Annotated in this window: 18 protein-coding genes; 8 read left to right on the plus strand and 10 right to left on the minus strand. The window is 72.7% G+C overall.

Annotation, left to right across the window (positions count from 1 at the left end):
• Positions 1-111 precede the first annotated feature (111 nt).
• Together LTT61_RS14245 and LTT61_RS14250 are read left to right on the plus strand one after the other, a co-directional pair.
• Positions 112-1,833, plus strand: a complete 1,722-nt coding sequence (locus LTT61_RS14245) for a DUF4190 domain-containing protein (RefSeq protein WP_233020437.1) — start codon at positions 112-114, stop codon at positions 1,831-1,833.
• 20 nt (positions 1,834-1,853) lie between these two features.
• Entirely contained in the window at positions 1,854-2,498 is a 645-nt protein-coding gene (locus LTT61_RS14250; protein ID WP_233020438.1) for a DUF2461 domain-containing protein, read from the plus strand.
• Position 2,499: 1 nt separating this feature from the next.
• Here the strand turns inward: LTT61_RS14250 and egtD are convergent, their stop codons facing one another.
• Genes egtD through egtA form a run of 4 tightly spaced genes read right to left on the minus strand, consistent with a single transcriptional unit; the run spans position 2,500 to position 7,109 of the window.
• Positions 2,500-3,471, minus strand: coding sequence for an L-histidine N(alpha)-methyltransferase (egtD, locus tag LTT61_RS14255; RefSeq protein ID WP_233020439.1), 972 nt, complete (start codon positions 3,469-3,471; stop codon positions 2,500-2,502).
• Positions 3,468-4,448, minus strand: coding sequence for an ergothioneine biosynthesis protein EgtC (locus LTT61_RS14260; RefSeq protein ID WP_233020440.1), 981 nt, complete (start codon positions 4,446-4,448; stop codon positions 3,468-3,470). The genes egtD and LTT61_RS14260 overlap by 4 nt, the downstream gene beginning before the upstream one ends.
• Before the next feature lie 40 nt (positions 4,449-4,488).
• Positions 4,489-5,820: an ergothioneine biosynthesis protein EgtB gene (egtB, locus tag LTT61_RS14265; RefSeq protein ID WP_233020441.1), complete on the minus strand. Its 1,332-nt coding sequence runs from the start codon at positions 5,818-5,820 to the stop codon at positions 4,489-4,491.
• Entirely contained in the window at positions 5,817-7,109 is a 1,293-nt protein-coding gene (gene egtA, locus LTT61_RS14270; protein WP_233020442.1) for an ergothioneine biosynthesis glutamate--cysteine ligase EgtA, read from the minus strand. Before egtA ends, egtB begins: the two co-directional genes overlap by 4 nt.
• 240 nt (positions 7,110-7,349) lie before the next feature.
• On the opposite strand from egtA, the gene LTT61_RS14275 reads away from it, so the two are divergent.
• The 3 genes from LTT61_RS14275 (at position 7,350) to LTT61_RS14285 (ending at position 11,218) form a co-directional block, all read left to right on the plus strand.
• Positions 7,350-8,555: an aminotransferase class V-fold PLP-dependent enzyme gene (locus LTT61_RS14275; protein WP_233020443.1), complete on the plus strand. Its 1,206-nt coding sequence runs from the start codon at positions 7,350-7,352 to the stop codon at positions 8,553-8,555.
• A complete protein-coding gene (locus tag LTT61_RS14280) occupies positions 8,556-9,473 on the plus strand; it encodes a ribonuclease Z (protein ID WP_233020444.1) in 918 nt (305 codons plus the stop codon).
• Between the two features lie 98 nt (positions 9,474-9,571).
• On the plus strand, positions 9,572-11,218 hold the full coding sequence (locus LTT61_RS14285) for a fatty acyl-AMP ligase (RefSeq protein WP_233020445.1): 1,647 nt from the start codon (positions 9,572-9,574) through the stop codon (positions 11,216-11,218).
• A 3-nt stretch (positions 11,219-11,221) separates the two neighbouring features.
• Here the strand turns inward: LTT61_RS14285 and LTT61_RS14290 are convergent, their stop codons facing one another.
• Genes LTT61_RS14290 through LTT61_RS14300 form a run of 3 tightly spaced genes read right to left on the minus strand, consistent with a single transcriptional unit; the run spans position 11,222 to position 13,303 of the window.
• Positions 11,222-12,064, minus strand: a complete 843-nt coding sequence (locus LTT61_RS14290) for an SDR family NAD(P)-dependent oxidoreductase (RefSeq protein WP_233020446.1) — start codon at positions 12,062-12,064, stop codon at positions 11,222-11,224.
• A 6-nt stretch (positions 12,065-12,070) separates the two neighbouring features.
• A complete protein-coding gene (gene pth / locus LTT61_RS14295) occupies positions 12,071-12,652 on the minus strand; it encodes an aminoacyl-tRNA hydrolase (RefSeq protein WP_233020447.1) in 582 nt (193 codons plus the stop codon).
• A gap of 9 nt (positions 12,653-12,661) precedes the next feature.
• Positions 12,662-13,303: a 50S ribosomal protein L25/general stress protein Ctc gene (locus LTT61_RS14300; RefSeq protein ID WP_233020448.1), complete on the minus strand. Its 642-nt coding sequence runs from the start codon at positions 13,301-13,303 to the stop codon at positions 12,662-12,664.
• A 282-nt stretch (positions 13,304-13,585) separates the two neighbouring features.
• Between LTT61_RS14300 and LTT61_RS14305 the strand changes: the two genes are divergently transcribed.
• Positions 13,586-15,229 (plus strand): peptide chain release factor 3, encoded by a 1,644-nt coding sequence (locus LTT61_RS14305; RefSeq protein ID WP_233020449.1) that lies wholly within the window; start codon positions 13,586-13,588, stop codon positions 15,227-15,229.
• Here LTT61_RS14305 and LTT61_RS14310 read toward each other — a convergent pair whose 3' ends face one another.
• Both LTT61_RS14310 and LTT61_RS14315 read right to left on the minus strand, forming a co-directional pair.
• On the minus strand, positions 15,230-15,724 hold the full coding sequence (locus tag LTT61_RS14310) for a nuclear transport factor 2 family protein (RefSeq protein ID WP_269821901.1): 495 nt from the start codon (positions 15,722-15,724) through the stop codon (positions 15,230-15,232).
• Positions 15,725-16,097: 373 nt separating this feature from the next.
• Complete coding sequence (locus tag LTT61_RS14315; RefSeq protein WP_420094789.1) at positions 16,098-17,018, minus strand: Abi-alpha family protein; 921 nt, start codon at positions 17,016-17,018, stop codon at positions 16,098-16,100.
• Between the two features lie 177 nt (positions 17,019-17,195).
• Between LTT61_RS14315 and LTT61_RS14320 the strand changes: the two genes are divergently transcribed.
• Together LTT61_RS14320 and LTT61_RS14325 are read left to right on the plus strand one after the other, a co-directional pair.
• Positions 17,196-18,518 (plus strand): hypothetical protein, encoded by a 1,323-nt coding sequence (locus LTT61_RS14320; RefSeq protein WP_233020450.1) that lies wholly within the window; start codon positions 17,196-17,198, stop codon positions 18,516-18,518.
• Complete coding sequence (locus tag LTT61_RS14325; RefSeq protein ID WP_233020451.1) at positions 18,509-19,396, plus strand: Abi-alpha family protein; 888 nt, start codon at positions 18,509-18,511, stop codon at positions 19,394-19,396. Before LTT61_RS14320 ends, LTT61_RS14325 begins: the two co-directional genes overlap by 10 nt.
• Positions 19,397-19,439: 43 nt before the next feature.
• On the opposite strand, the gene LTT61_RS14330 is transcribed toward LTT61_RS14325, so the two are convergent.
• Positions 19,440-21,251: an ABC-F family ATP-binding cassette domain-containing protein gene (locus tag LTT61_RS14330; protein ID WP_233020452.1), complete on the minus strand. Its 1,812-nt coding sequence runs from the start codon at positions 21,249-21,251 to the stop codon at positions 19,440-19,442.
• Between the last annotated feature and the right edge of the window lie 67 nt (positions 21,252-21,318).

Genomic DNA, 21,318 nt, shown 5'->3' on the forward strand with positions numbered 1-21,318 from the left:
GAGCGGCGACCGCACGAGCCGGAGCCGGGGTCGCCCGGGGCCGGTGCGGGAGGCTCTGGTGGTGGAGAAACTGCCGAGAAAGCGGCAGGTGGTGCGGTTGTCGCCCCGGGTGTGTCGAAGGTCATCGGCGAGGATTCGGGTGCGGAGGTCGTGGAGTCGGGCGGTAAGTCCGCGCCTGTGAAGTCGGCTGATATCCCGGCGGTCGAGGACGCCCCGGCCGGAGATGCGCCGAGCGAGGGCGCCGAGGACGAATCCACAAAGGCGCGCGCCGCGAAGCCTGCAGCGGTTGAGGCGCCGGACGACGCCACCGCAGCACCAGCGGGCGGCAAAGCTCCCGCCGATGGACCCGCGGAGTCCGTCGACGACGAGGTACCGCGAGCGGACGCCGCGCAGCCGTTAGACGACCGAGCCCCGGAGACGGGCGACGCGAAACCGACCGACGACCAAGACCCGGAGACGGGTGACGCACAGCCGACCGAGGAGCGAGCCCCGGAGACCGGTGATGCGCAGCCGACCGACGACCGAGCCCCGGAAGCAGGCGGCGCGCAGCCGACGGGCGGTGAAGCATCGGGCCTGGTCCGGGACGCCCCGGAATCGGCCGAGGCGGTTCCGAGTGCGCGTGCTGGCACGGCGGCCGATGATCAGGCGGCGGTCGAGGACGTCTCGGAAGCTGCCGACGAACCGGCTCCGGAGGAGCTCGCTGCGGGCGAGGCGGCGGGCCACGACGAACCCTCGATAACCGTCGATGGCCGAACCTCTGGCGAAGGATTCGCGAAGCCCACCGCGCCACCGGACGCGGATTCCGCGGGAACCGCCGCAGGTGCGGTGCCGAGTACGGGTGTTGCCGATTCCGGCGACGGTGCGGCGCCGCACGCGGGCGGGGAAACATCGGAGGATGCGGCTGTTTCCGGCGAAGCCGGGAGTGACGCGGCGGAGGCCGGGCCACCGGCCGAATCGGCCGAAGCCGTGGGCACCGTCGAACTCTCCGCGGTGGAAGTGGCCGAAGCGCCGACTGTCGACCAGGGCGCCGTCGCTGACGACGTCCCCCTGGACAAGCCGCACCCCCCTGCGGCTGCCGAGCCGACCGTCTTCCTCCCGAGCACGGTGTTCGGCGGGCCGATCGGCCACGATACGACGGCCCGTCCACCTCGTGCGGTCCCCCCACCCGCACCCGCAGGCGGCCAACCCGTGCCTGCGATTCACCGACCCGCGCCCGGCAGACCGAGTACCCCGGCGGCATCGGTCGCCCCGCCGATCGGCCCACCGGCACCCGGTCCGAACCCGGTCCCGGCGGGACCGCCGACCGGCTTCCCGGCGATAACCCCGCCCGCCCCGAACCCCCGGACCGCGTTCCGCCCGCACCCCCCTTCCCCTCCCCCGGCCCCGGTGAACGGCTGGAAGCTCGGCAGCCCGAGTGCCCCGGCACCGCGCGCGAACGACCAGCCCGCACCGCGGAACTGGCTGAACCAGGGCGCGGGCGAGACGGTGCGCATCCCGCGCGGCGCGCTCACCCCGGACGCGGGCGCGACCGTCCGCATCCCCGCCGACTGGCAGCAGAACGACCCGAACTACCTGCCCGGCAAACCCCTGGAACGGCAGAAGACGGAGGTCCAGCTTTTCGCCATCCTCAGTTTCGTCTGCGCCGTCGCCGCACTGTTCCTGGTCCCCATCCTTTTCGGCCCCGCGGGAATCGCGCTCGGAATCACCGGCCATACCCGCAGGGAGGAACGCGGGAAATGGGCGGCGGTCACGGCGGGGTGCGCGATGATTGTCGGGCTCGCGGTGCAGCTCGCGTTCGGCCGCAACGTGATCCCCGGCGTGAATTGGCCGTGAGCGCGGCGTAGTTTGCGAGTATGAGCGGTTTCTCGGGTTTCCCGCTGGCCGGCCTGGATTTCTACGAGGATCTCGAAGCGGACAATTCCAAATCGTTCTGGACGGCGCACCGGGACGTGTACGAGAGCGCCGTGCGCGAACCGATGCTCGCGCTGACCGCGCTGCTGGAGCCCGAGTTCGGCCCGGCGAAACTGTTCCGGCCGTACCGGGACGTGCGGTTCTCGAAGGACAAGACGCCGTACAAGACGGCGCAGGGCGCGGTGGTGCACACCGCGCCGGGCGTCGGCTGGTACGTGCAGGTCGGGGCGCCGGGGCTGTTCGTCGGCGGCGGTTTCTACCACGGCTCGCCCGGGCAGCTGGCGCAGCTGCGGAGCACCGTCGACGACGAGGTGCGCGGCACCGAGCTGCGCACGATCCTGGCCGCCACCGCCGCCGCGGGCTTCACCATCGGCGGCGAGAAGCTCAAGACCAAGCCGAAGGGGTTCGACGCCGACCACCCGCGAATCGACCTGCTCCGGCACAAGTCGATCACCGCGGGCAGGCAGTTCGGCGCCCCCGACTGGCTGGAGACGCCGCGCACCGCCGACGAGATCAGGACCGCATGGGAGGACGTGCGCCCCCTGGTCGAGTGGCTCTCCGCCGTCGTCGGCGGCGCGGGCGACTGAGCTACCTCCGCCCGGCGAGCACCAGCACGAACCGATTCTCCGGATCGGTCCAGGTGTGTTCGGTGTCGAACCCGGCGGCGTCCAGCTCGGCGCGCAGGCCCTCGACGCGGAATTTGGCCGAGATCTCGGTGCGCATCTGCTCGCCGCGGGCGAACCGCACCTCGAGGTCGAGTTCGCGGACCCGGACGGTCATGTCCTCGGCCGCCTCCAGCCGCATCTCGATCCACTCCCGCTCGGCGTCCCAGAGCGCGACGTGCGCGAACTTCTCCGGCTCGAAGTCGGCGGCGAGGCGGTTGTTCAGCACGTGCAGGACATTGCGGTTGAACTCCGCGGTGACCCCGGCGGCATCGTCGTAGGCGGGGACGAGGATCGCGGGGTCGATGACGAGGCCGGCGCCGAGCAGCAGCCGCTCCCCCGGCTCCAGCACGTCGTGGATGCTCGCCAGGAACTCGGCGCGCTCGGCGGGCACCAGGTTGCCGATGGTGCCGCCGAGGAAGACCACCATGCGCCTGCCGCCGCCGGGCAGGTTGTGCAGCGTGTCGGTGAAGTCGCTGACCACGCCGTGCACCGCGAGGTCGGGGAACTCGGCGGCGATCTCCCTGGTCGACTCTCGGAGCGCGGCGGCGGAGACGTCCTGCGGCACATAGGTTTTCAGCGGTCCGGCGGCGCGGGCGGCGGTGAGCAGCAGCCGGGTCTTGGCGGCGGAGCCCGCACCGAGTTCGACGAGCACCTCGGCCTCGGCGGCGGCGGCGATCTCGTCGACCACGCGCTCCAGCAGGGCGCGCTCGGTGCGGGTCGGGTAGTACTCGGGCAGCGCGGTGATCCGCTCGAAGAGCTCGCTGCCGCGGGCGTCGTAGAACCACTTGGGGGGCAGGGTCTTCGGTGCGGAGGTCAGGCCGGTGGTCGCGTCGGTGCGGAGCGCGGCGGTGAGGTCGGCGTCGGACAGGTGGATCTCCAGCGTCGGTGCGGTCATCGCGGGGCGCCTTCCTTGGCATCGAGCAGGGGCTGGACGGTGAGGTCGCCGGGGGCGGCGGTCACCAGCATGTGGTCGGCGATGGGTTGCCAGCCGGGGTCGTCGTCGTAGGGCTCCGAGGCGAGCACCGCGGAATCGGCGGTGACCAGCGCGGACATCCCGTGGTGGACGGTGGTGGCCCAGAGCCGCTCACCGTTGCCGAGCAGCAGGGTGAGCCGGGAATCCGGCGCGTGCCCGAGCACCGCCGCCGCCAGGTCGCGCAGCGCCGCGGCCGGGCCGTCGGCGTCGCCGGGTTCGACGGCGCCGAGCAGGCCGCGCAGCAGCACCCAGAGCGCGGCGGCGTCGGTGGGGGCCTCGGCGGCGAGCAGGTCGATGGTCTGGAAGCGGCGGGTGGCGCCCGCGGTGGTGGCCGCGATGTCCAGGTCCGAGAGGGCGGCGGAGAGCGCGAGCCGCCAGTCCGGGACGACGCCGTTGTGGCTGAAGGCCCAGCGGCCGTCGGTGAACGGCGCGCAGGCGGTGCGCTCGATCGGGGTGCCGACCGTCGCCGAGCGCACCGCGGCGAGCACCGCGGTGGAGCTGAGCTGCGGGAGCACCTCGTCCACAGCGGGGTCGGTCCAGATCGGCGCGGGGTTGCGGTAGCGGGTCACGATCGGCTCCGGCCGGGGCTCCCGGTCGGAGGGCGTCTCCCCCGGTGCGACGGCACCTGCCGGTCCCGGCGCGGCAACCGGCCCGCCGGGCGTGGACGGGTGGACAGCGGGCATGGACGGATCGGGCGCGTCGGCCCCCCGCTCCGCCGACCCGGCAGGCACGGAATCCGGCGCACGCCACCAGGCCACGCCGAACCCGTCGGCGTTGATCGTCCCCCCGCCGCGCATGTCCCTCGGTGCCCACGCCTGGGTCCGCAGCGAGTGCGGGCCCCTGGTCAGCACAGTGCCGACGGGCACGGCGGGGCCCACGTATCCCAGGTGGCGGCACATCAGCGCCGCCCCCCGGAGTGCGCGGGCCGCCCGGCCCCGGTCACCGGCCCGCGCGCAGGTCGCGCGCCAGCCGGAAGCCGGCGAAGATCTGCCTGCGGATGGGGTGGTCCCAGTTCCGGAAGGTGCCGCGGCAGGCGACCGGGTCGGTGCCGAACGAGCCGCCGCGCAGCATCCGGTAGTCGCCGCCGAAGAAGACGTCGGAGTACTCGGCGTAGGGGAAGGCGCGGAACCCCGGGTACGGCTCGAACCCGGACGAGGTCCACTCCCAGACGTCACCGATGAGCTGGTGCACCCCGGCGGGCGAGGCGCCGACCGGGTAGGCGCCGACGTCGGCAGGCTCCAGGTGCCGCTGGCCCAGGTTGGCCTGCGCCACGCCGGGGTCGGCATCGCCCCACGGGTAGCGGCGGGTCGCCCCGGTCTCCGGGTCGAAGCGCGCGGCCTTCTCCCACTCCGCCTCGGTGGGCAGCCGCTTGCCCGCCCAGTTCGCGTATGCCTCGGCCTCGTACCAGCAGACGTGCACGACGGGCTGGTGCGGCCGCAGCGGGGTCGGCGCGCCGAAGGCACGGCGCCACCAGGTGCCGGAGCCGTCGCGCTCCCAGAACTGCGGCGCCACCAGCCCCGCGTCGGCCCGGTGCCGCCAGCCCCGCTCGGACCACAGCTCCGGCCGCTCGTACCCGCCGTCGGCGAGGAAGGCCAGGTACTCCCCGTTGGTGACCGGCGCCGCGTCGATGGCGAAGCCGGGGACGTGCACCGGGTGCGCGGGGCGTTCGTTGTCCAGCGCCCACGGGTCGGTGGAGGTGCCCATGGCGAACTCGCCGGCAGGCACGATCACCTCGCCGCGCACCGGAACCCGCGCGGCGGGCGGGGGCGGCGCGGCGAGCACGGCGGGGCCGGTGCGCAGCTGGTGCGTGGCGAGCATGGTCTCGTCGTGCTGCTGCTCGTGCTGGGCGACCATTCCGAAGGCGAAGCCGCCCTGGGCCAGCGGATTCCCGTGCAGCGGGGCACTGGAGAGCACGTCGAGCACCTCGTCGCGCACCGAGCCGACGTAGCCGCGGGCCTGGGCCGGGTCGAGCAGCGGCAGCTCGGGGCGGTCGGCCCGCGCGTGCTTGAAGGCGTCGTAGAGCTCGTCGATGTCGCCGCGCACGGCGGCGCGGCCGCCGACGTCGCGCACCAGCCAGAGCTCCTCCTGGTTGCCGATGTGCGCGAGATCCCACACCAGCGGGCTCATCAGCCGGGAGTGCTGCGCGGCCAGCTCGGCGTCGTCAAGGCAGTCGGTGAGCGCGAGGGTGCGGGCGCGGGCCCTGGTGAGCACCTCGGCGATCTCGCCGCGCAGCCGATCGGTCGTCGCGTTGTCGGAGAACTGGATGGTCATGGGTTCACCTCCGGGTCGTCGTCGTGCGGGGTGCGACCGGTGCGACATCGTTCGGCGGCGGACTCGATCTCGGCCGCCTGCCTGGAGTGCGCCGCGGCCAGCCGCAGCAGCGCCTCGGCGCCGGCCCGTAGCTCGGGGTCGGCGAGCCCGGCGTGCGCGGCCTCCTGCCAGCGGCCAGCGGTCGGCGCCGCGAGCGCGGTGGCCTCCGCGACCACCGCGGGGGCGCTGAGCAGGGCCTCGACGACGTGCAGCGGAGTGCTCCAGGCATCGCCGGGCTGCGCGTCCAGGTAGCGGATCTCCAGGTAGCCGGAGGCGCGCACCGGCGGGAAGAGCGTGGTCAGGTGGTAGTCGAGGTCGGCGGTGGCCGGGCGGCGGCCGATCTCGTCGTCCAGCGCGCCGGAGAGCCAGTCGGCGAAGGTGGCGCCGGGCGGGGCGGTCCACTTCGGGGCGGCCGGGTCCTGGCCGCAGGGCCGGACGCAGAGCAGCGGGACATCCAGCGCCCAGCTCGCGTACCCGGCGATGGGGTCGGCCCACCGCTCGGCGGGCGGCCGGCTGCGGCTGTGGTCGAGCCGCAGCCAGGTGCGCATGCGCTGCGAGGCCCAGACCCCGCCCGGCGCGCCCTTCAACCGCGGCGAGCAGGCGAAGGCGGCGACCAGCGCGGGGCCGGCGACGTGCAGCAGGTGCCAGCGCGCGGCGACCTCGGCGGGATCGGCTCCGGCGTCCACGCTGACCTGGCCCGCCGCGGTATTGCACATCATGAGCTTGCCGAAGGGGCCGATCCCGGCGAAGTGCCGTTCCATGGCCCGGTAGCGCGGGAGTTCGAGGAGCCGCCGCGGCGGACGGGAGGCGTCGGCGGCGAGCGAGACGGTGCGGATGCCACGGGTGGCGAGCAGGTCGCGGAGCACGGCGGCATCGGCGCGCAGTGCGGCGGCGAGCGCCTGCGCATCGGGGTAGGGGGAGCTGGAGAGTTCGATCTGGCCACCGGGTTCGACGGTGACCCGGCTGCCACCGGGCAGGGCCAGCTCCGGCGAGCCGGGGGCGAGCGAGCGCGGGGCGTGTGGGCCGAGTGCGGCCGCGAGATCGCCGAGGGCGGGGCGGGGGGCGTCCGTCGAGTACGCCGAAGACCCACCCTGGACGGTGAGCCACTCCAGTTCGACGCCGATCAGCGCAGGTGGACCGAGTTTGAAACAGACCCCGCCGACGTACGCCTCCGCCGCGGCGCGGGACGACATGACCTCCTGATCGACCGTCTGACCGGGCGGTTCCGGGTGCTCGAGCGTAACCGACATGCCAACCTCCACCGTGGTGCGTCGTTCGTATCCGTACTGCTGCTGGGCAAGGGGGTTCGATCCGGCGGGGCACTGCGATGGGCCGGGTAGCCCGGTCGGCGGATTGTCGTTCGAGCTCGGGGCAAGCGGGTCGAGTTTTCGCGGACGGGGACCGGATCGCGTCGTACCGTCAAGGGTAGCGGCGTCCGCCGACAAGAAAAGGGCCGAAACTCCGTCGGCCGCTACCGATAGGGTCGCGACATGGACGACGCCAGGCTCCGCGCCGACACCCCGGGCCTCGGCTCCGGGCTCGACCCCACCGCCCCGGCCTCCGGTCACGTATTCCTGGACAGCGCGGGCTCCTCGCTGCCGCCCGGCGTCGTCACCGAGACCGTGATCGCGCATCTGCGGCGCGAATCGGAGGTCGGCGGCTACCGCGCGGCGAATGAGCGGATCGACGAACTCGACGGGGTCAGGAGCTCGATCGCGGAGCTGCTCGGGACGGTGCCGGAGGCTATCGCCCTCAGCGACTCGGCGACCAGGGCCTGGACCGACTTCTTCTACTCGGTGCCGCTCGGCCCCGGCGATCGGGTGCTGATCTGCGGCATCGACTACGCGGCCAATGCCATCGCCACGCTGCAGCGCGCGCGGGCGGCGGGGGCGAGTGTGGAGCGAATCCCCAGCGACGGGTCGGGGCTGCTCGACCTCGAGGCGCTGGCCGGGATGCTGGACGAGCGGGTCAAGCTGGTCTCGCTGGTGCACGTGCCGACCAACGGCGGGGTGGTGAACCCGGTCGCCGAGGCGGCCCGGCTGGCCCGCGCGAGCGGCGCGCTGGTCCTGCTCGACGCCTGCCAGGCCGCCGGGCAGCTCCCCCTCGACGTGACCGAACTCGACGTGGACGCGCTCTCCGCCACCGGCCGCAAGTGGCTGCGCGGCCCGCGCGGCACCGGCTTCCTCTACCTCCGGCCGGAGCTGGCCGCCACCATGGAGCCGCAGCGGCTCGACCTGCACAGCGCGACCTGGACCGGGCCGGAGAGCTACGAGCTCGCCCCGGACGCGCGGCGCTTCGAGTTCTGGGAGCACGATGTCGCGGCCCGGCTCGGGCTCGGCGCGGCCGTGCGCTACCTGCTCGATCTCGGCCCCGAGGCCGTCTACGCGGCCGTCGCGGAGCGCTCTTCGCACCTGCGCACCGCGCTGGGCGCGCTGGCCGGGGTCACGGTGCGTGATCTCGGCGGCAAGGCGGGTGCACGCGGTGGCATCGTCTCGTTCACCAAGGACGGCATCGCGCCGGAGGCGATCCGGGACCGGCTGGCCGAGCGGAACATCACCGTGACGGTGAGCCGCGCGAGTTCCACGCTGCTGGACATGACCGAGCGCGGGCTGGACGCGGTGGTGCGCGCCTCGCCGCACTGCTTCGTCTCCTACGCCGAGCTGGACCGGTTCGTCGCCGCCGTGGCCGCGCTGTAGATGTCGGCCCGCGAACTCGTCGTGCTCGGCACCGCGAGCCAGGTGCCGACCAGGCAGCGCAACCACAACGGCTACCTGCTGCGCTGGGACGGCGAGGGGCTGCTCTTCGACCCGGGCGACGGCACCCAGCGCCAGCTCACGCACGCCGGGGTCGCGGCCTCGGCGATCACCCGGATCGCGCTCACCCACTTCCACGGCGACCACTGCCTCGGGCTGCCCGGCATCGTGCAGCGGATCAGCCTGGACTCGGTGGCGCACCCGGTACACGCCTACTACCCGGCCTCCGGCGCGCACTGGTTCCGCAACCTCTGCGACGCCAGCGCCTTCCGCCGGACCGTCGAGCTCACCGAGCACCCGATCGCGGCGGCAGGCCCGCTCGCCGCGCCGGGGGCGCCGTTCACCCTGACCACGGCGGCGCTCTCGCACCCGGTGGAGGCGTTCGGCTACCGGCTGACCGAGCCGGACGGGCGCAGACTGCTGCCGGAGCGGCTGGCCGCGCTCGGGGTGCGCGGGCCCGCGGTCGGCGAACTCCAGCGCACCGGCGCGCTCCTGGTCGGCGACCGGGAGGTCACGCTGGCCGAGGTGAGCGAGGTGCGGCGCGGGCAGAGCTTCGCCTTCGTGATGGACACCCGGCTCTGCCCCGGCGTGTTCGAGCTGGCGGCGGGGGTGGACATGCTGGTCATCGAGGCCACCTTCCTGGATTCCGACGCGCACCTGGCCGCCGAGTACGGGCACCTCACCGCGGCCCAGGCGGGCCGGGTCGCCGCCGAATCCGGGGTTCGGACGCTGGTTCTGACCCATTTCTCGCAGCGCTACCGCACCCTGGACGAACATCGGAGGGAGGCGGGGCGGCACTTCCACGGGGAACTCGTGGTTGCGCACGATCTACAGCGGGTACCGCTGCCACCGCGGCGCTGACTCGTCCGCTCGCTACCTCCGGGCGAATCACCACGGGGAGTTAACGTCCGCCCGCTCCGGCGGGATAGCAGGGCAGGGCCGAGGCGAGGGAGTGGAACGTGAGCAGGTTCACCGAGGAGATGTACACGACCGGCGCGGCCAGTCCGCGCGGCCTGGTCACCGGCGAGCCGAACGAGCCGCGCAGGCAGACGTGGGGGGAGATCCACGGGCAGGCGCGGCGGATGGCGGGCGGGCTCGCCGCGGCCGGGATCGGGCACGGCGACGCGGTCGGGGTGCTGGCCGGGATGCCGGTCGACATCGCGCCCGCCTGCCAGGCGGTCTGGATGCGCGGCGCCTCCATCACCATGCTGCACCAGCCGACGCCGCGCACCGACCTGGCCGTCTGGGCGCAGGACACCGAGACCGTGCTGCGCATGATCGAGGCGAAGGCGGTCGTGCTCGGCGCGCCCTTCGAGGCGGCCGAGCCGCTGCTGCTCGAGCGCGGCATCGCGGTGGTGCGGATCGACCGGCTGCACGACGGCCCCGACACCGACCCGCTGCCCACCGGCGAGGACGACATCGCGCTGCAGCAGCTGACCTCCGGCTCCACCGGCTCGCCGAAGGCGGTGCGGATCACGCACGGCAATTTCTTCGTCAACGCCTACGCCATGTTCGACCGGGTCAAGTTCCAGCTCGACCAGGACGTCATGGTGAGCTGGCTGCCGCTCTTCCACGACATGGGCATGGTCGGCTTCCTCAGCGTGCCCATGCAGCTCGGCGCCGAGGTGGTCTGCGTGACCCCGCTCGACTTCCTGGCCAAGCCGCTGCTCTGGGCCGAGCTGATCGACAGGTACCGCGGCACCGTGACCGCCGCCCCCAACTTCGCCTACTCGCTGCTGGCCAGGCGGCTCTCCCGCGCCGAGGACGGCGCCTACGACCTGAGCAGCGTGCGCTACATGTGGAACGGCGCCGAGCCGGTCGACCCGGACACCATGGACGCGCTCGCCGTCGCGGGCAAGCGCTTCGGCCTCGACCCGGCCGCGCTCACCCCGGTCTACGGCATGGCCGAGACCACGCTCGCCGTCTCCATCCCCGACCCCGGGCTCGGCCAGGTGGTCGACGTGGTCGACGCCGACCTGCTGGAGGCCATCGGCAAGGCGGTCCCGATCCGCGACCAGCGCGGCCACCACGGCCCGGTGCGCGCGCTGCCCACCCTCGGCTACCTGGTCGACCAGCTGGAGGGGCGGGTCGTCGACGCCGACCGGCAGCCGCTGCCGACCCGCTCGGTCGGCGTCATCGAGCTGCGCGGCCCCGCCGTGACCGCGGGCTACGTCACGGTCGACGGCTTCCGCCCCGCGCAGGACGCCGACGGCTGGCTCGACACCGGCGACATCGGCTACTTCACCGAGCGCGGGCTGATCGTGGTCTGCGGGCGGATCAAGGACGTCATCATCATGGGCGGCCGCAACATCTACCCCACCGACATCGAGCGCGCCGCCGGCCGGGTCCACGGGGTGCGCCCCGGCAACGCCGTCGCCGTCCGGCTGGACGCCGGGCAGAAGCGGGAGAGCTTCGCTGTCGTCGTGGAGAGCAACGACCACGAGGACCAGGAGCAGGTCAAGCGGATCGAGCGCGAGGTGGTGCACGCCGTCTTCTCCGAGGTCGGCGTGCGGCCCCGCTCGGTCACCGTGCTCGGCCCCGGCGCCCTCCCCAAGACCTCATCCGGAAAGCTGCGCCGCGCCGCCACCGCGGCACACCTGGACTGAGCCTCAGGCGCGGCCGGCGAGCAGGCGGTCGACGGTGCGGGGGGAGAACTGGTTGACGGCCCGGAGCAGGGCGGCGTAGCGCGGGACCATGCGGACCGGGCGTGTGTGGAGGGCGGTGAGGATCCAGTCGGCGGCCTGCTCCGGGGTGAGCCCGGGGAGGCGGCGGTACCGCTCGGTCGGCGAGCTCATGGCGGTGTGCACGAGCGGGTAGCCGATGGTGATGAAGGCGATTCCGGCGGCGGCCAATTCGGCTCCGGCGCTGCGGTTGAAGCCGGCCAGCGCGGCCTTGGAGGCGTGGTAGGCGGCGAAGCGCGGGGAGCTGTCGGCGGCGACGGTCCAGGTGCAGACGTCGAGCACGTGCCCGCCGCCGCGGGCCAGCATGCCGGGGACGACGCCGAGGGTGAGCTGCACCGCGCCGAAGTAGTTGACCGCCATGGTGCGCTGGAAGTCGTGCAGCCGGTCGAAGGATTCGGTGAGCGGGCGGCGGATCGAGCGCGCGGCATTGTTGATCAGCACGTCGACCGGGCCCTCCAGGCTCTCGACCAGCTCGGCGACCTGGGCCTGGTCGGCCAGGTCGCAGGCGCGGTACTCGGCCTTGCCGCCGTCGGCGGTGATCTCCGCGGTCAGCCGCTCCAGCTCGTCGGCGCGGCGGGCGACGAGCAGCAGCTCGGCGCCGCGGGCGGCGGTGCGCAGCGCGGCGGCCCGGCCGATCCCGGAGGAGGCGCCGGTGAGCAGGATTCGGGTGCCGTCCAATCGGACCGCTTCCGCCCGGCGGGTGCCGCCGACCGGGCCGAGGACGAAGGGCGCGATGCGGTGTGCGGCGGCGCGCTGTGCGTTCGAAGCCATGACCCCTCAGTGCAGCTGGTTCTGCGCGGCTTCGAGGCCGACCCGGAGCAGCAGCTCGACGGCGTCGGCGGCCTGCTCGACGATGACCGGAACCTCCTTGCGCTCCGGCGCGGCGAAGGGCTTGAGCACGAAGTCGGCCGGGTCCTGCCTGCCGGGCGGGCGGCCGATGCCGATCCGAACCCGGAGGTACTCCTTGGTGGTGAGCGCGGAGGAGACGCTGCGCAGGCCGTTGTGGCCGCCCTCGCCGCCGCCGCGCTTGATCCGGATCGCGCCGAACGGCAGATCCAGCTCGTCGTGCACCACGACGACCTCGGTCGGCGGCACCGAGAAGAAGCGGGCGAGCGCGGCGACCGGCCGCCCGGAGACGTTCATGAACGAGCGCGGCTTGGCGACCAGCACCTGCCGCCCGTCCAGCCGGGCCTGCAGCAGATCGGCGCCGGATTTCTTGTGCACAGCGAACCGGCCGCCGACGCGCTCGGCGAGCACGTCGGCGACCAGGAATCCCACATTGTGCCGGGTCCGCTCGTACTCGGGCCCGGGGTTGCCGAGGCCGGCGACGAGCGCAGGCCCGGCGGCGGGTTCGGACACGACCCGGTGTTACTCGGCGCTCTCGGCGGCGGCCTCGGCGGCCTCGTCGCCCTGGGCGGCCTCGGCGGACTCACCGGCGTCGGTCTCCGCCTCCAGGTCCTGGGCCACCGGCGCGGTGATGACGTTGACGATCAGGGTCTCCGGATCGACGGCCAGCTCGACGCCCTTGGGCAGCGACAGGTCGGAAGCGTTGATCTGGGTGCCCTCTTCGGCGCCCTCGACCGAGACCTCGATGGACTCGGGAATGTTCATCGCGTCGGACTCGATGGCGACGGTGGTGGCGTCCTGGGTGACCAGGGTGCCCGCCGCGGCTTCACCGGTGACGACGATGTTCACGTCGGCGGTGACCTTCTCGCCACGCTTCACGATGAGCAGGTCGGCATGCTCGATGTAGCGGCGGATCGGGTGCACGACAACGGACTTGGTCAGCGCGAGCTGCGGCGTGCCGTCGATCACCAGGCTCAGCACGGCGTTGGTGCCGTGCTGCCGCAGGATCGCGGCGAATTCCTGGGCGTTCACGGCCAGATGCTGGGGATCCGACTGGTGGCCGTACAGCACGGCGGGGACATTGCCCGCGCGGCGGGTGCGACGGGCGGCACCTTTACCGAACTCGGTGCGTACGACGGCCTCGAGGACGTTGACGTCGGACATGACTGAAATACTCCTACGGCTCTTCCGGGCTGGACACGGGCTACGCGCTGGACGTGCTGCGCGATGGTCTGCTCGTCGGGCGAATGGAAACGACCGGACGGCCGGAAGGCCGAGCCGCGTCGATCACGGTGCACGCTGGGCGGTCACCCTCGCCGAGACAACCCGACCACCATACCCCAGCTGCGCAGCACCGTTGGAATCGGGAGGTCACGCGCGAATCGCGTAGGCTGGACAGGTTGACTGTGCCCTGCCGAATGGCCATCTTCCGAAAGGTCGAATCTCGTGACCGCCTCCCCCGACGGCGCCGTCGTCTCCGTCCCGCGCGGGCTGCCAGCGGAGGTCGCGCGCAGACGCACCTTCGCGGTGATCTCGCACCCGGACGCGGGCAAGTCGACCCTGACGGAGGCGCTGGCGCTGCACGCGCGGGTGATCTCCGAGGCGGGCGCGATCCACGGCAAGGCCGGGCGCAAGTCGACCGTCTCGGACTGGATGGAGATGGAGAAGGCCCGCGGCATCTCGGTCAGCTCCACCGCGCTGCAGTTCAACTACCGCACCGCGGGCTCCGACATCGACAACGTGATCAACCTGGTCGACACACCGGGCCACTCCGACTTCTCCGAGGACACCTACCGCGTGCTCACCGCGGTGGACGCGGCGGTCATGCTGATCGACGCCGCCAAGGGGCTGGAGCCGCAGACGCTCAAGCTCTTCCAGGTCTGCAGGCACCGCGGCATCCCGGTGATCACCGTCATCAACAAGTGGGACCGCCCGGGCCGCGCCCCGCTGGAGCTGCTGGACGAGATCGAGGAGCGGATCGGGCTCACCCCGACCCCGCTCTTCCTCCCGGTCGGCATCGCGGGCGATTTCCGCGGGCTGCTGCGCCGCGGCCCCGACGGCGCCGCCGCCGAGTACATCCACTTCACCCGCACCGCGGGCGGCGCCACCATCGCGCCGGAGGAGTCGGTCGCCCCGGCAAGCGCGGCCGAGCGCGAGGGCGAGGCGTGGAGCACCGCCGCCGAGGAGAGCGAGCTGCTCTCCGCCACCGGGCAGGACCACGACCAGGAGCTCTTCCTCGCCGGGCACACCTCGCCGGTGATCTACGCCTCCGCGATGCTGAACTTCGGCGTCCGGCAGCTGCTGGAGACGCTGATCGAGCTGGCCCCGCCCCCGCGCGCACGGACCGATGTCGCGGGCACGCCGCGCGAGACCACCGACCCGTTCAGCGCGGTGATCTTCAAGGTGCAGGCCGGGATGGACACCGCGCACCGCGACCGGCTCGCCTTCATGCGCATCGTCTCCGGCGAGTTCGAGCGCGGCATGGTCGTGACGCACGCGCAGACCGGGCGGCCGTTCGCCACCAAGTACGCGCTCACCGTCTTCGGCCGGGAGCGCACCACCGTCGACACCGCCTACCCGGGTGATGTGGTCGGCCTGGTGAACGCCACCGCGCTGGCGCCGGGGCACACGCTCTTCGTCGACCGGAAGGTGGAGTTCCCGCCGATCCCGTCGTTCGCGCCGGAGCACTTCGCGGTGCTGCGCGCGGAGAGCGCGGGCAAGTACAAGCAGTTCCGCAAGGCCATGGACCAGCTCGATTCCGAGGGCGTGGTGCAGGTGCTGCGCAACGACGCCCGCGGTGACGCCTCGCCGGTGCTCGCCGCGGTAGGCCCGATGCAGTTCGAGGTGGTCACCGCCCGGATGCTCGGCGAGTTCAACGTGGAGACCAAGCTCGACTTCCTCGGCTACTCGATCGCGCGGCGCACCGACGCCGCCTCCGCGGCGGAGCTGGATCGGCAGCGCGGGGTCGAGGTCTTCACCCGCAGCGACGGCGCTATCCTCGCGCTCTTCAGCGACAAGTGGCGGCTGCAGTACATCGAGAAGGAGCACAGGGGGCTCACGCTCGAGCCGCTCGTCGCGGCTGCCGACTGATCAGGCGGTGCCGCCGGGGTCGCGCTGCAGCGGAGCGATGCCGTCCTCGTTGGCGAGCAGCCCCCAGCGGCTGGAGGTCAGCCGCAGGCTGGGCAGGTCGCTGAGCGAGAGCACCACCTCGTAGGTGCGCTCGTAGCCGGTGTGCGCGATGCGCCAGCGGCCGTCGTCGCAGCGCACGTAGCGGTCGGTGTAGAAGGCGGCGCCGCGCAGCAGCATGTTGTGCGCGGGGATCAGCACGGTGTCGGCGAGGTACCAGGTGCCGGTGGCGGTGGCGCCGTCCACGTCGATCTCCGGGTGGTCGCAGCGGTGCTCGGTGATGACGTGCGGGCCGAGCGTGTTGCGCAGAAAGGCCAGGAACGCCTCGCGGGATTCGAACTGCAGGTACTCGCTGTAGGTGGCGGTGGCCTCCGGGATCATGGTGTCGGCGAACTCGTCCCAGTCCTTGGTGTCCATGGTGCGCAGGTAGCGGAACTTGAGCCGCTCGATCGCGGCGATGTCGTCGGTCGCGCGGTGCCCAGCGGCGCCGTCGGCCCGCGGGGGTCCGGCCGGCCCGCCGAGCCCGACCAGCGAGAGGTCGGAATCCGCGCCGATCCGGCCGCCCGCGGCCTGGCCCGCCTGCCGCTCGCCCATCGAGATCCGCGCATCCGGCGGTGCCCCGTCGGCGTCGGGCGGCCGCTCGGACACCGCGGCCGGGCGCGAGCGGGCACCACCCGGGGCGGCTGCCCCGCGTGGCTCGGCCGCGCCACCGGCCGTTTCGCTGCGCTCCTCGTCCATGACTCCACGATCCCATCCGCTCGGGCACGCTCGACCGAATCGCGAAGATTTGTATCAGATCGCTATCACCGCAGCGGGCGACGCACCGCGGCGGTCAGGTCGCGATCGTGAAACAGGTGCGGCAGAAGTCCTCGCCGAACTCGGTGAGGCGGAGACTCTTGCGCACGATCTTCGGCGCCCGCCCCGCCTTCTTCAGCGCGGCCTCCACCGACGGCTGCACCTCGAGCACCATGTAGCGGCTCAGCACCACCGGGTCGTCCGAGGTCTGGGTGAGGCCGAGCCGGTTCAGGTTGATCAGGTACGCGCGGGACCGGTCCGGATAGCGCACGCCCGCCTGCTCCGGCACCGAGGTGAGGTCACCCCTGACCAGCTCGGAGCCGATGCCGAGCGGGCGGTTGGTGCGCACGTCGACTGCGGGCTGCGCGCCGTTCAGCGCCATGAAGCGCAGGATGCGGGCCTCGTCGGGGGCGAGCTCGTCGAGGATCCGGTCGTAGGCCGGGTGCACGTCCTCGGTGAAGTAGACATCGGCCGAGCGGGCCAGCAGCGCGTCGCCGCGGCGGCGCAGCTCCTGGGAGCTGGCCGAGCGCAGGTTCTGCCCGATCACCAGCGCCTGCTGCTGCTGGCTGCTCCCGCCGCTGCCGTTCGGCGTCGGCACATAGCTGACGATCTCGCGCACCGACCCCTCGGTGACGCCGAGCGCGCTGCGCGCGATGGAGCGCAGCGCGTTGCTGGTGCGCTCGGCGATATCGGCGGAGGACTCGCCGTCCAGCGCCGCCTGCGCGATCTCGCGGGTCACCTCGTAGCCGGTGCCGACGGCCCACTGCCCGCCGCGCACCACCGAGCCCGCCGCCACCCCCGCGGCCCGGAAGACGCCGCGGATCAGCCGCGCCTCGTTGCTGATCTGCCGCTGCTCGACGTCCGCGCTGCGCTCCACCTCGCGGCTACCGGGTCTGGCCAGATTCTGCCCCTGGGCGGACTGCCCCGTGGCGGTCCGCCCGGTTCTGTCGTTTGCCACGTCCTGCTCCGAACTTCTCGACCGCATGGAAACCGTCCCCAGATTATTGCCCGGCACCCGCGGCCGGTATGCCGGACCCGCGCATTCGGGGCTCACCGTGCGGTTCCACCGCCCCGCTGGTGCTAGTTTGAGGTGCCGGTGCGGCGGCGGTCACTGGTGTGTCGGCAGGAGGAAGTCGTGTTGGAGAGTGCTTTCGGGGTCCATCCGACCATTCTCCTCGAGTTGTTGACCATCCCGCTTTTCACCGGCGTCATCGGCTATATCACCAACTGGACCGGCATCCTCATGCTGTTCCGGCCGATTGCATTCCACGGCTTCCGGGTGCCCGGCCTCAAGGCTGTGTTTCCCTACCTGCCCAAGCGAATTCAGATCCTGCCGCTGCTGAGCTACGACGGCAGGCTCGGCTGGCAGGGCATCGTCCCCTCGCGCGCGGACAAGATGGCGAGTATCGCGGTGGACAAGGGGCTCTCCAAACTGGGCAGCGTCTCCGACTTCTATCGCGAGCTGGACCCGGAAAAGCTGGCCGAACATCTCACCCGGGTGGCCGACGCGCAGATCCGCGACATCGTCGAGGAAATTCTGCGGCGCGAGCATCCCCAGCTCTGGTTCAACCTGCCCGCACAGGTGCGCGAGAAGGTGCACGAGCGGGTCAAGCAGCAGCTGCCGGATATTCTGCACGAGCTCACCCTGGAATTGGGCGAGAACATCGATCAGCTGCTCGATGTGAAGCAGATGGTCATCCGCTATTTCCAGGCCCGACCGCAACTGCTGAACCAGCTCTTCCAGGTGCTCGGCGCCAAGGAACTGCGCTTCATGCAGAATTTCGGCTTCTATTTCGGCGCCCCGATGGGCGTGGTGCTCGTCGGGATCCTGCACCTGACCGGCTGGTCCAGCCTGGCGGTGCTGCCGATCGGCGGCATCGTGATCGGCTGGGTGGTGAACTGGGTCGGGCTGAACATGATCTTCGCCCCCGCCTACCCGAGGTGGTGGTGCCCGTGGCGGCAGGGGCTGCTGATCAAGCGGCAGAACGAGATCACTGACGGCTACGCCGAGCTGGTCTCCACCCAGGTGATCACGCTCGCCAATATCGGCGACGAGCTGCTGAACGGCCCGCGCTCGGACCGCACCATGCAGATGCTGGAGGACACGCTGCGCCCCGCCGCCGACCGCGCGCTCGGCCCGGCCAGGCCCGCGGTCAAGTTCATGCTCGGCAGCCGCGACTACGACACCCTGCAGAACACCTTCACCAGCGAGGCGATGGCGATCGCGCCGATCGCCTTCGCCGACCCGGACTTCAACCAGCAGCAGGGCAAGCAGGTCAACGAGTACATCGCCAAGCAGATGTCGGCGCTCTCGCCACCCGACTTCGTCGACATGCTGCGCGCCGCGATCAAACAGGACGAATGGCTGCTTTTCGTCCATGGCGGCGTGCTCGGGCTGATTGCCGGATACGCTCATATTCTGGTCTTCGGAACGGAAGTGGCAACCACATGGCTGTGAGCGATCCGGGCGGCGAGGCGCCCGAGACCGGCGGAGTTCCCGCCCGGAACGACGCCGAACCGGAGGTGCTCGGCGCCGCGCCGCGCCGCGAGATCGCGGTGCGCGGGCAGGCGCGGCGCATCGTGCCGGTGACGCCGCGGGAGACCGTTCGCGCCGCCACCGGGGTGGCGAAGGTGGCCTGGACCGCCGCCTCCGAGGTGACCTCCTGGACCGTCGACACCGCGCTCGGCGTCACCTCGACCGTTGTCCGCGGCAGCATGGCCGGGACACCGCCGCGCGAGGTGCTGGCCGAGGCCGAGTCCGAGGTACGCGGGCGGCTGCGCCGGGCGCTCGGGGTCGATGCCGAGCACGCGGGCGGCGCGGGCGGGGTGCCGACGCTGCGCGAGCAGGGCGCCGCGCTGCTCCGGCTCTCCGCGAGCACCAGCGCCGAGAGCGCCGAGCTGCACCCGGCCTTCGCGCGCATCCTGGCCGAGCTCACCCCCGACGAGGCCCGCGTCCTGCGCTTCCTGCACCTGGACGGTCCGCAGCCCGCCATCGACATCCGGCTCGGCCGCCCGCGCACGCTCGGCTCGGACCGCAAGATCACCGGGATCACCGTGCTCGGCGAGCACGCCGGCCTCCGCTTCCCGAACCGGATCCAGCAGTACCAGACCAACCTGCGCAGACTCGGGCTGATCGAGTTCGACCGGGAGCCGGTCGGCAACCCGAACCGGTACCAGATCATCGAGGCCAAGGCCGTGGTGCGGGACCTGCTCAAGCGCTCCGGGCGCGGGGCCAAGCTGCAGTACCGCAGCGTGCTGCTCAGCGGCTTCGGCGCCGACTTCGTGCGCACCTGCCTGCCGGTGGTCGTCGACGGGCGCACCGCGGAGTCGAGCTGACGGCTCGGCCGGTCGGCATGCCGCCGCGGGCGCTGCCGTCCGGCTAGAACTCCTCGGCCAGCTCCATCCAGCGCTCCTCGGTGGTCTCCTTCTCGGCGGTCACCCGGAGCAGCTCGGCGTTCAGGTCGGCCAGCCGGGCGGGCTCGGTGGCGGCGTCGAGCAGCGCGCCGTGCAGCGTCCGCTCCCGCTCGGTGAGCTTGTCCAGGGACCGCTCCAGCTTGGACAGCTCCTTGCGCGCGGCCCGGTAGGTGGCCGGGTCGACGGTGGACCTCGGCTCGTCGGTCGCGGTGGCGGCGGCCGCGCGGAGGGCGGGGGCGGCGCCGAGCGCGGCGCGCCTGCGCAGGTACTCCTCGATGCCGCCGGGCAGGTTGGTGAGCCCGCCGTCGCCGAAGAGCGCCCAGGTGGAGTCGCAGATCCGCTCGATCAGGTAGCGGTCGTGGCTGATCACCACCAGCGTGCCCGCCCAGTTGTCGAGCAGGTCCTCCAGCTGCTGCAGGGTGTCGATGTCGAGGTCGTTGGTCGGCTCGTCGAGCAGCAGCACGTTCGGCTCGGCCATCAGGATCCGGGTGAGCTGCAGCCTGCGCCGCTCGCCGCCGGAGAGGTCGCGCACCGGGGTGCGCTGCCTGGCCGGGCTGAAGCCGAGCCGCTCGGCGAGCTGCCCGGCGGAGAGCTCGTAGCCGTCGCCCAGCTCGATTCGCTGCGCCACCTGCTGCACCGCCTCCAGCACCCGCAGCTCGACCGGCAGGTCGTCGAGCTCCTGGCGCAGCCAGCCGATCCGGACCGTCTGGCCCTGGATCCGCTTGCCCGCGACCAGCTCGGCGTCGCCCGCGAGCGCGCGCAGCAGCGTGGTCTTGCCGCTGCCGTTCACCCCGACCAGCCCGACCCGCTCGCCGGGGGCGAGCCGCCAGGTGAGGTCGCGGAGCAGCTCGCGGCCGTCCGGGGTGGCCAGCGCGGCATCCTCCAGCTCGACCACCACCCGGCCGAGCCGCTTGCGCGCGAAGCTCGCCAGCGAGACGCTGTCCCTCGGCTCCGGCACATCCGCGATCAGCGCCTCCGCGGCCTCCACCCGGTAGCGCGGCTTCGAGGTGCGGGCCTGCGGGCCGCGGCGCAGCCAGGCGAGTTCCTTGCGGGCCAGGTTGCGGCGGCGGGATTCGCTGGAGTCGGCCTGCCGCGCGCGCTCCGCGCGGGCGAAGATCCAGTCGCCGTAGCCGCCCTCGTAGCTCTCCACCTTGCCGCCGACGACCTCCCAGGTGCGGGTGGCGACGGTGTCGAGGAACCAGCGATCGTGGGTGACGACGACGAGCGCGCTGCGCCGGGACAGCAGGTGCTCGGCCAGCCACTGCACGCCCTCGACGTCGAGGTGGTTGGTCGGCTCGTCCAGGACCAGCAGGTCGAGCTCGCGCACCAGCGCGGCGGCCAGCGCCACCCGGCGGCGCTCGCCGCCGGAGAGCGAGTCGATCAGGGTCTCCAGGCCGAGCCCGGCGATGCCGATGCCCTCAAGCACGCCGCGGATCCGCGGGTTGGCGGCGTACTCGTGCTCGGCCAGCTCGCCCGCGTGCGCGAAGCCCGCCTCGTCGGCGAGCCCGGCGAGCACCACCGCCCCGACCGTGGCGCCGGGGGGCAGCACGCCGCGCTGGGTGACCACCGCGATCCGCAGTCCGCCCAGCCTGCTCACCCGGCCCGCGTCCGGCGGCTCCAACCCGGTCAGCACCTCGAGCAGGGTGGTCTTGCCGCCGCCGTTCAGGCCGACGACGCCGATCCGCTCCCCGGCGTGCACACCGAGCGAGACGCCGTCGAGCAGCGGGGCGATCCCGAAGCTCTTCGAGACCTGCTCCAGGTTGATCAGGTTGGACATGGATCCTTCCGGGGAATGCGGGAGACCGACGCTCCAGGCTACCGAGCGGCCGCTCGGCGCCGGTGGG

This window comes from Nocardia asteroides, assembly GCF_021183625.1.
In the GTDB taxonomy this organism is placed as follows: domain Bacteria; phylum Actinomycetota; class Actinomycetes; order Mycobacteriales; family Mycobacteriaceae; genus Nocardia; species Nocardia asteroides_A.

What these genes read in the sequence shown, in the direction of transcription:
- LTT61_RS14250 (WP_233020438.1), top strand. Translation starts at nt 1,854, where the DNA reads ATGAGCGGTTTCTCGGGTTTCCCGCTGGCCGGCCTGGATTTCTACGAG.
- egtD (WP_233020439.1), bottom strand. Translation starts at nt 3,471, where the DNA reads ATGACCGCACCGACGCTGGAGATCCACCTGTCCGACGCCGACCTCACC.
- LTT61_RS14260 (WP_233020440.1), bottom strand. Translation starts at nt 4,448, where the DNA reads ATGTGCCGCCACCTGGGATACGTGGGCCCCGCCGTGCCCGTCGGCACT.
- egtB (WP_233020441.1), bottom strand. Translation starts at nt 5,820, where the DNA reads ATGACCATCCAGTTCTCCGACAACGCGACGACCGATCGGCTGCGCGGC.
- egtA (WP_233020442.1), bottom strand. Translation starts at nt 7,109, where the DNA reads ATGTCGGTTACGCTCGAGCACCCGGAACCGCCCGGTCAGACGGTCGAT.
- LTT61_RS14275 (WP_233020443.1), top strand. Translation starts at nt 7,350, where the DNA reads ATGGACGACGCCAGGCTCCGCGCCGACACCCCGGGCCTCGGCTCCGGG.
- LTT61_RS14280 (WP_233020444.1), top strand. Translation starts at nt 8,556, where the DNA reads ATGTCGGCCCGCGAACTCGTCGTGCTCGGCACCGCGAGCCAGGTGCCG.
- LTT61_RS14290 (WP_233020446.1), bottom strand. Translation starts at nt 12,064, where the DNA reads ATGGCTTCGAACGCACAGCGCGCCGCCGCACACCGCATCGCGCCCTTC.
- LTT61_RS14300 (WP_233020448.1), bottom strand. Translation starts at nt 13,303, where the DNA reads ATGTCCGACGTCAACGTCCTCGAGGCCGTCGTACGCACCGAGTTCGGT.
- LTT61_RS14325 (WP_233020451.1), top strand. Translation starts at nt 18,509, where the DNA reads ATGGCTGTGAGCGATCCGGGCGGCGAGGCGCCCGAGACCGGCGGAGTT.
- LTT61_RS14330 (WP_233020452.1), bottom strand. Translation starts at nt 21,251, where the DNA reads ATGTCCAACCTGATCAACCTGGAGCAGGTCTCGAAGAGCTTCGGGATC.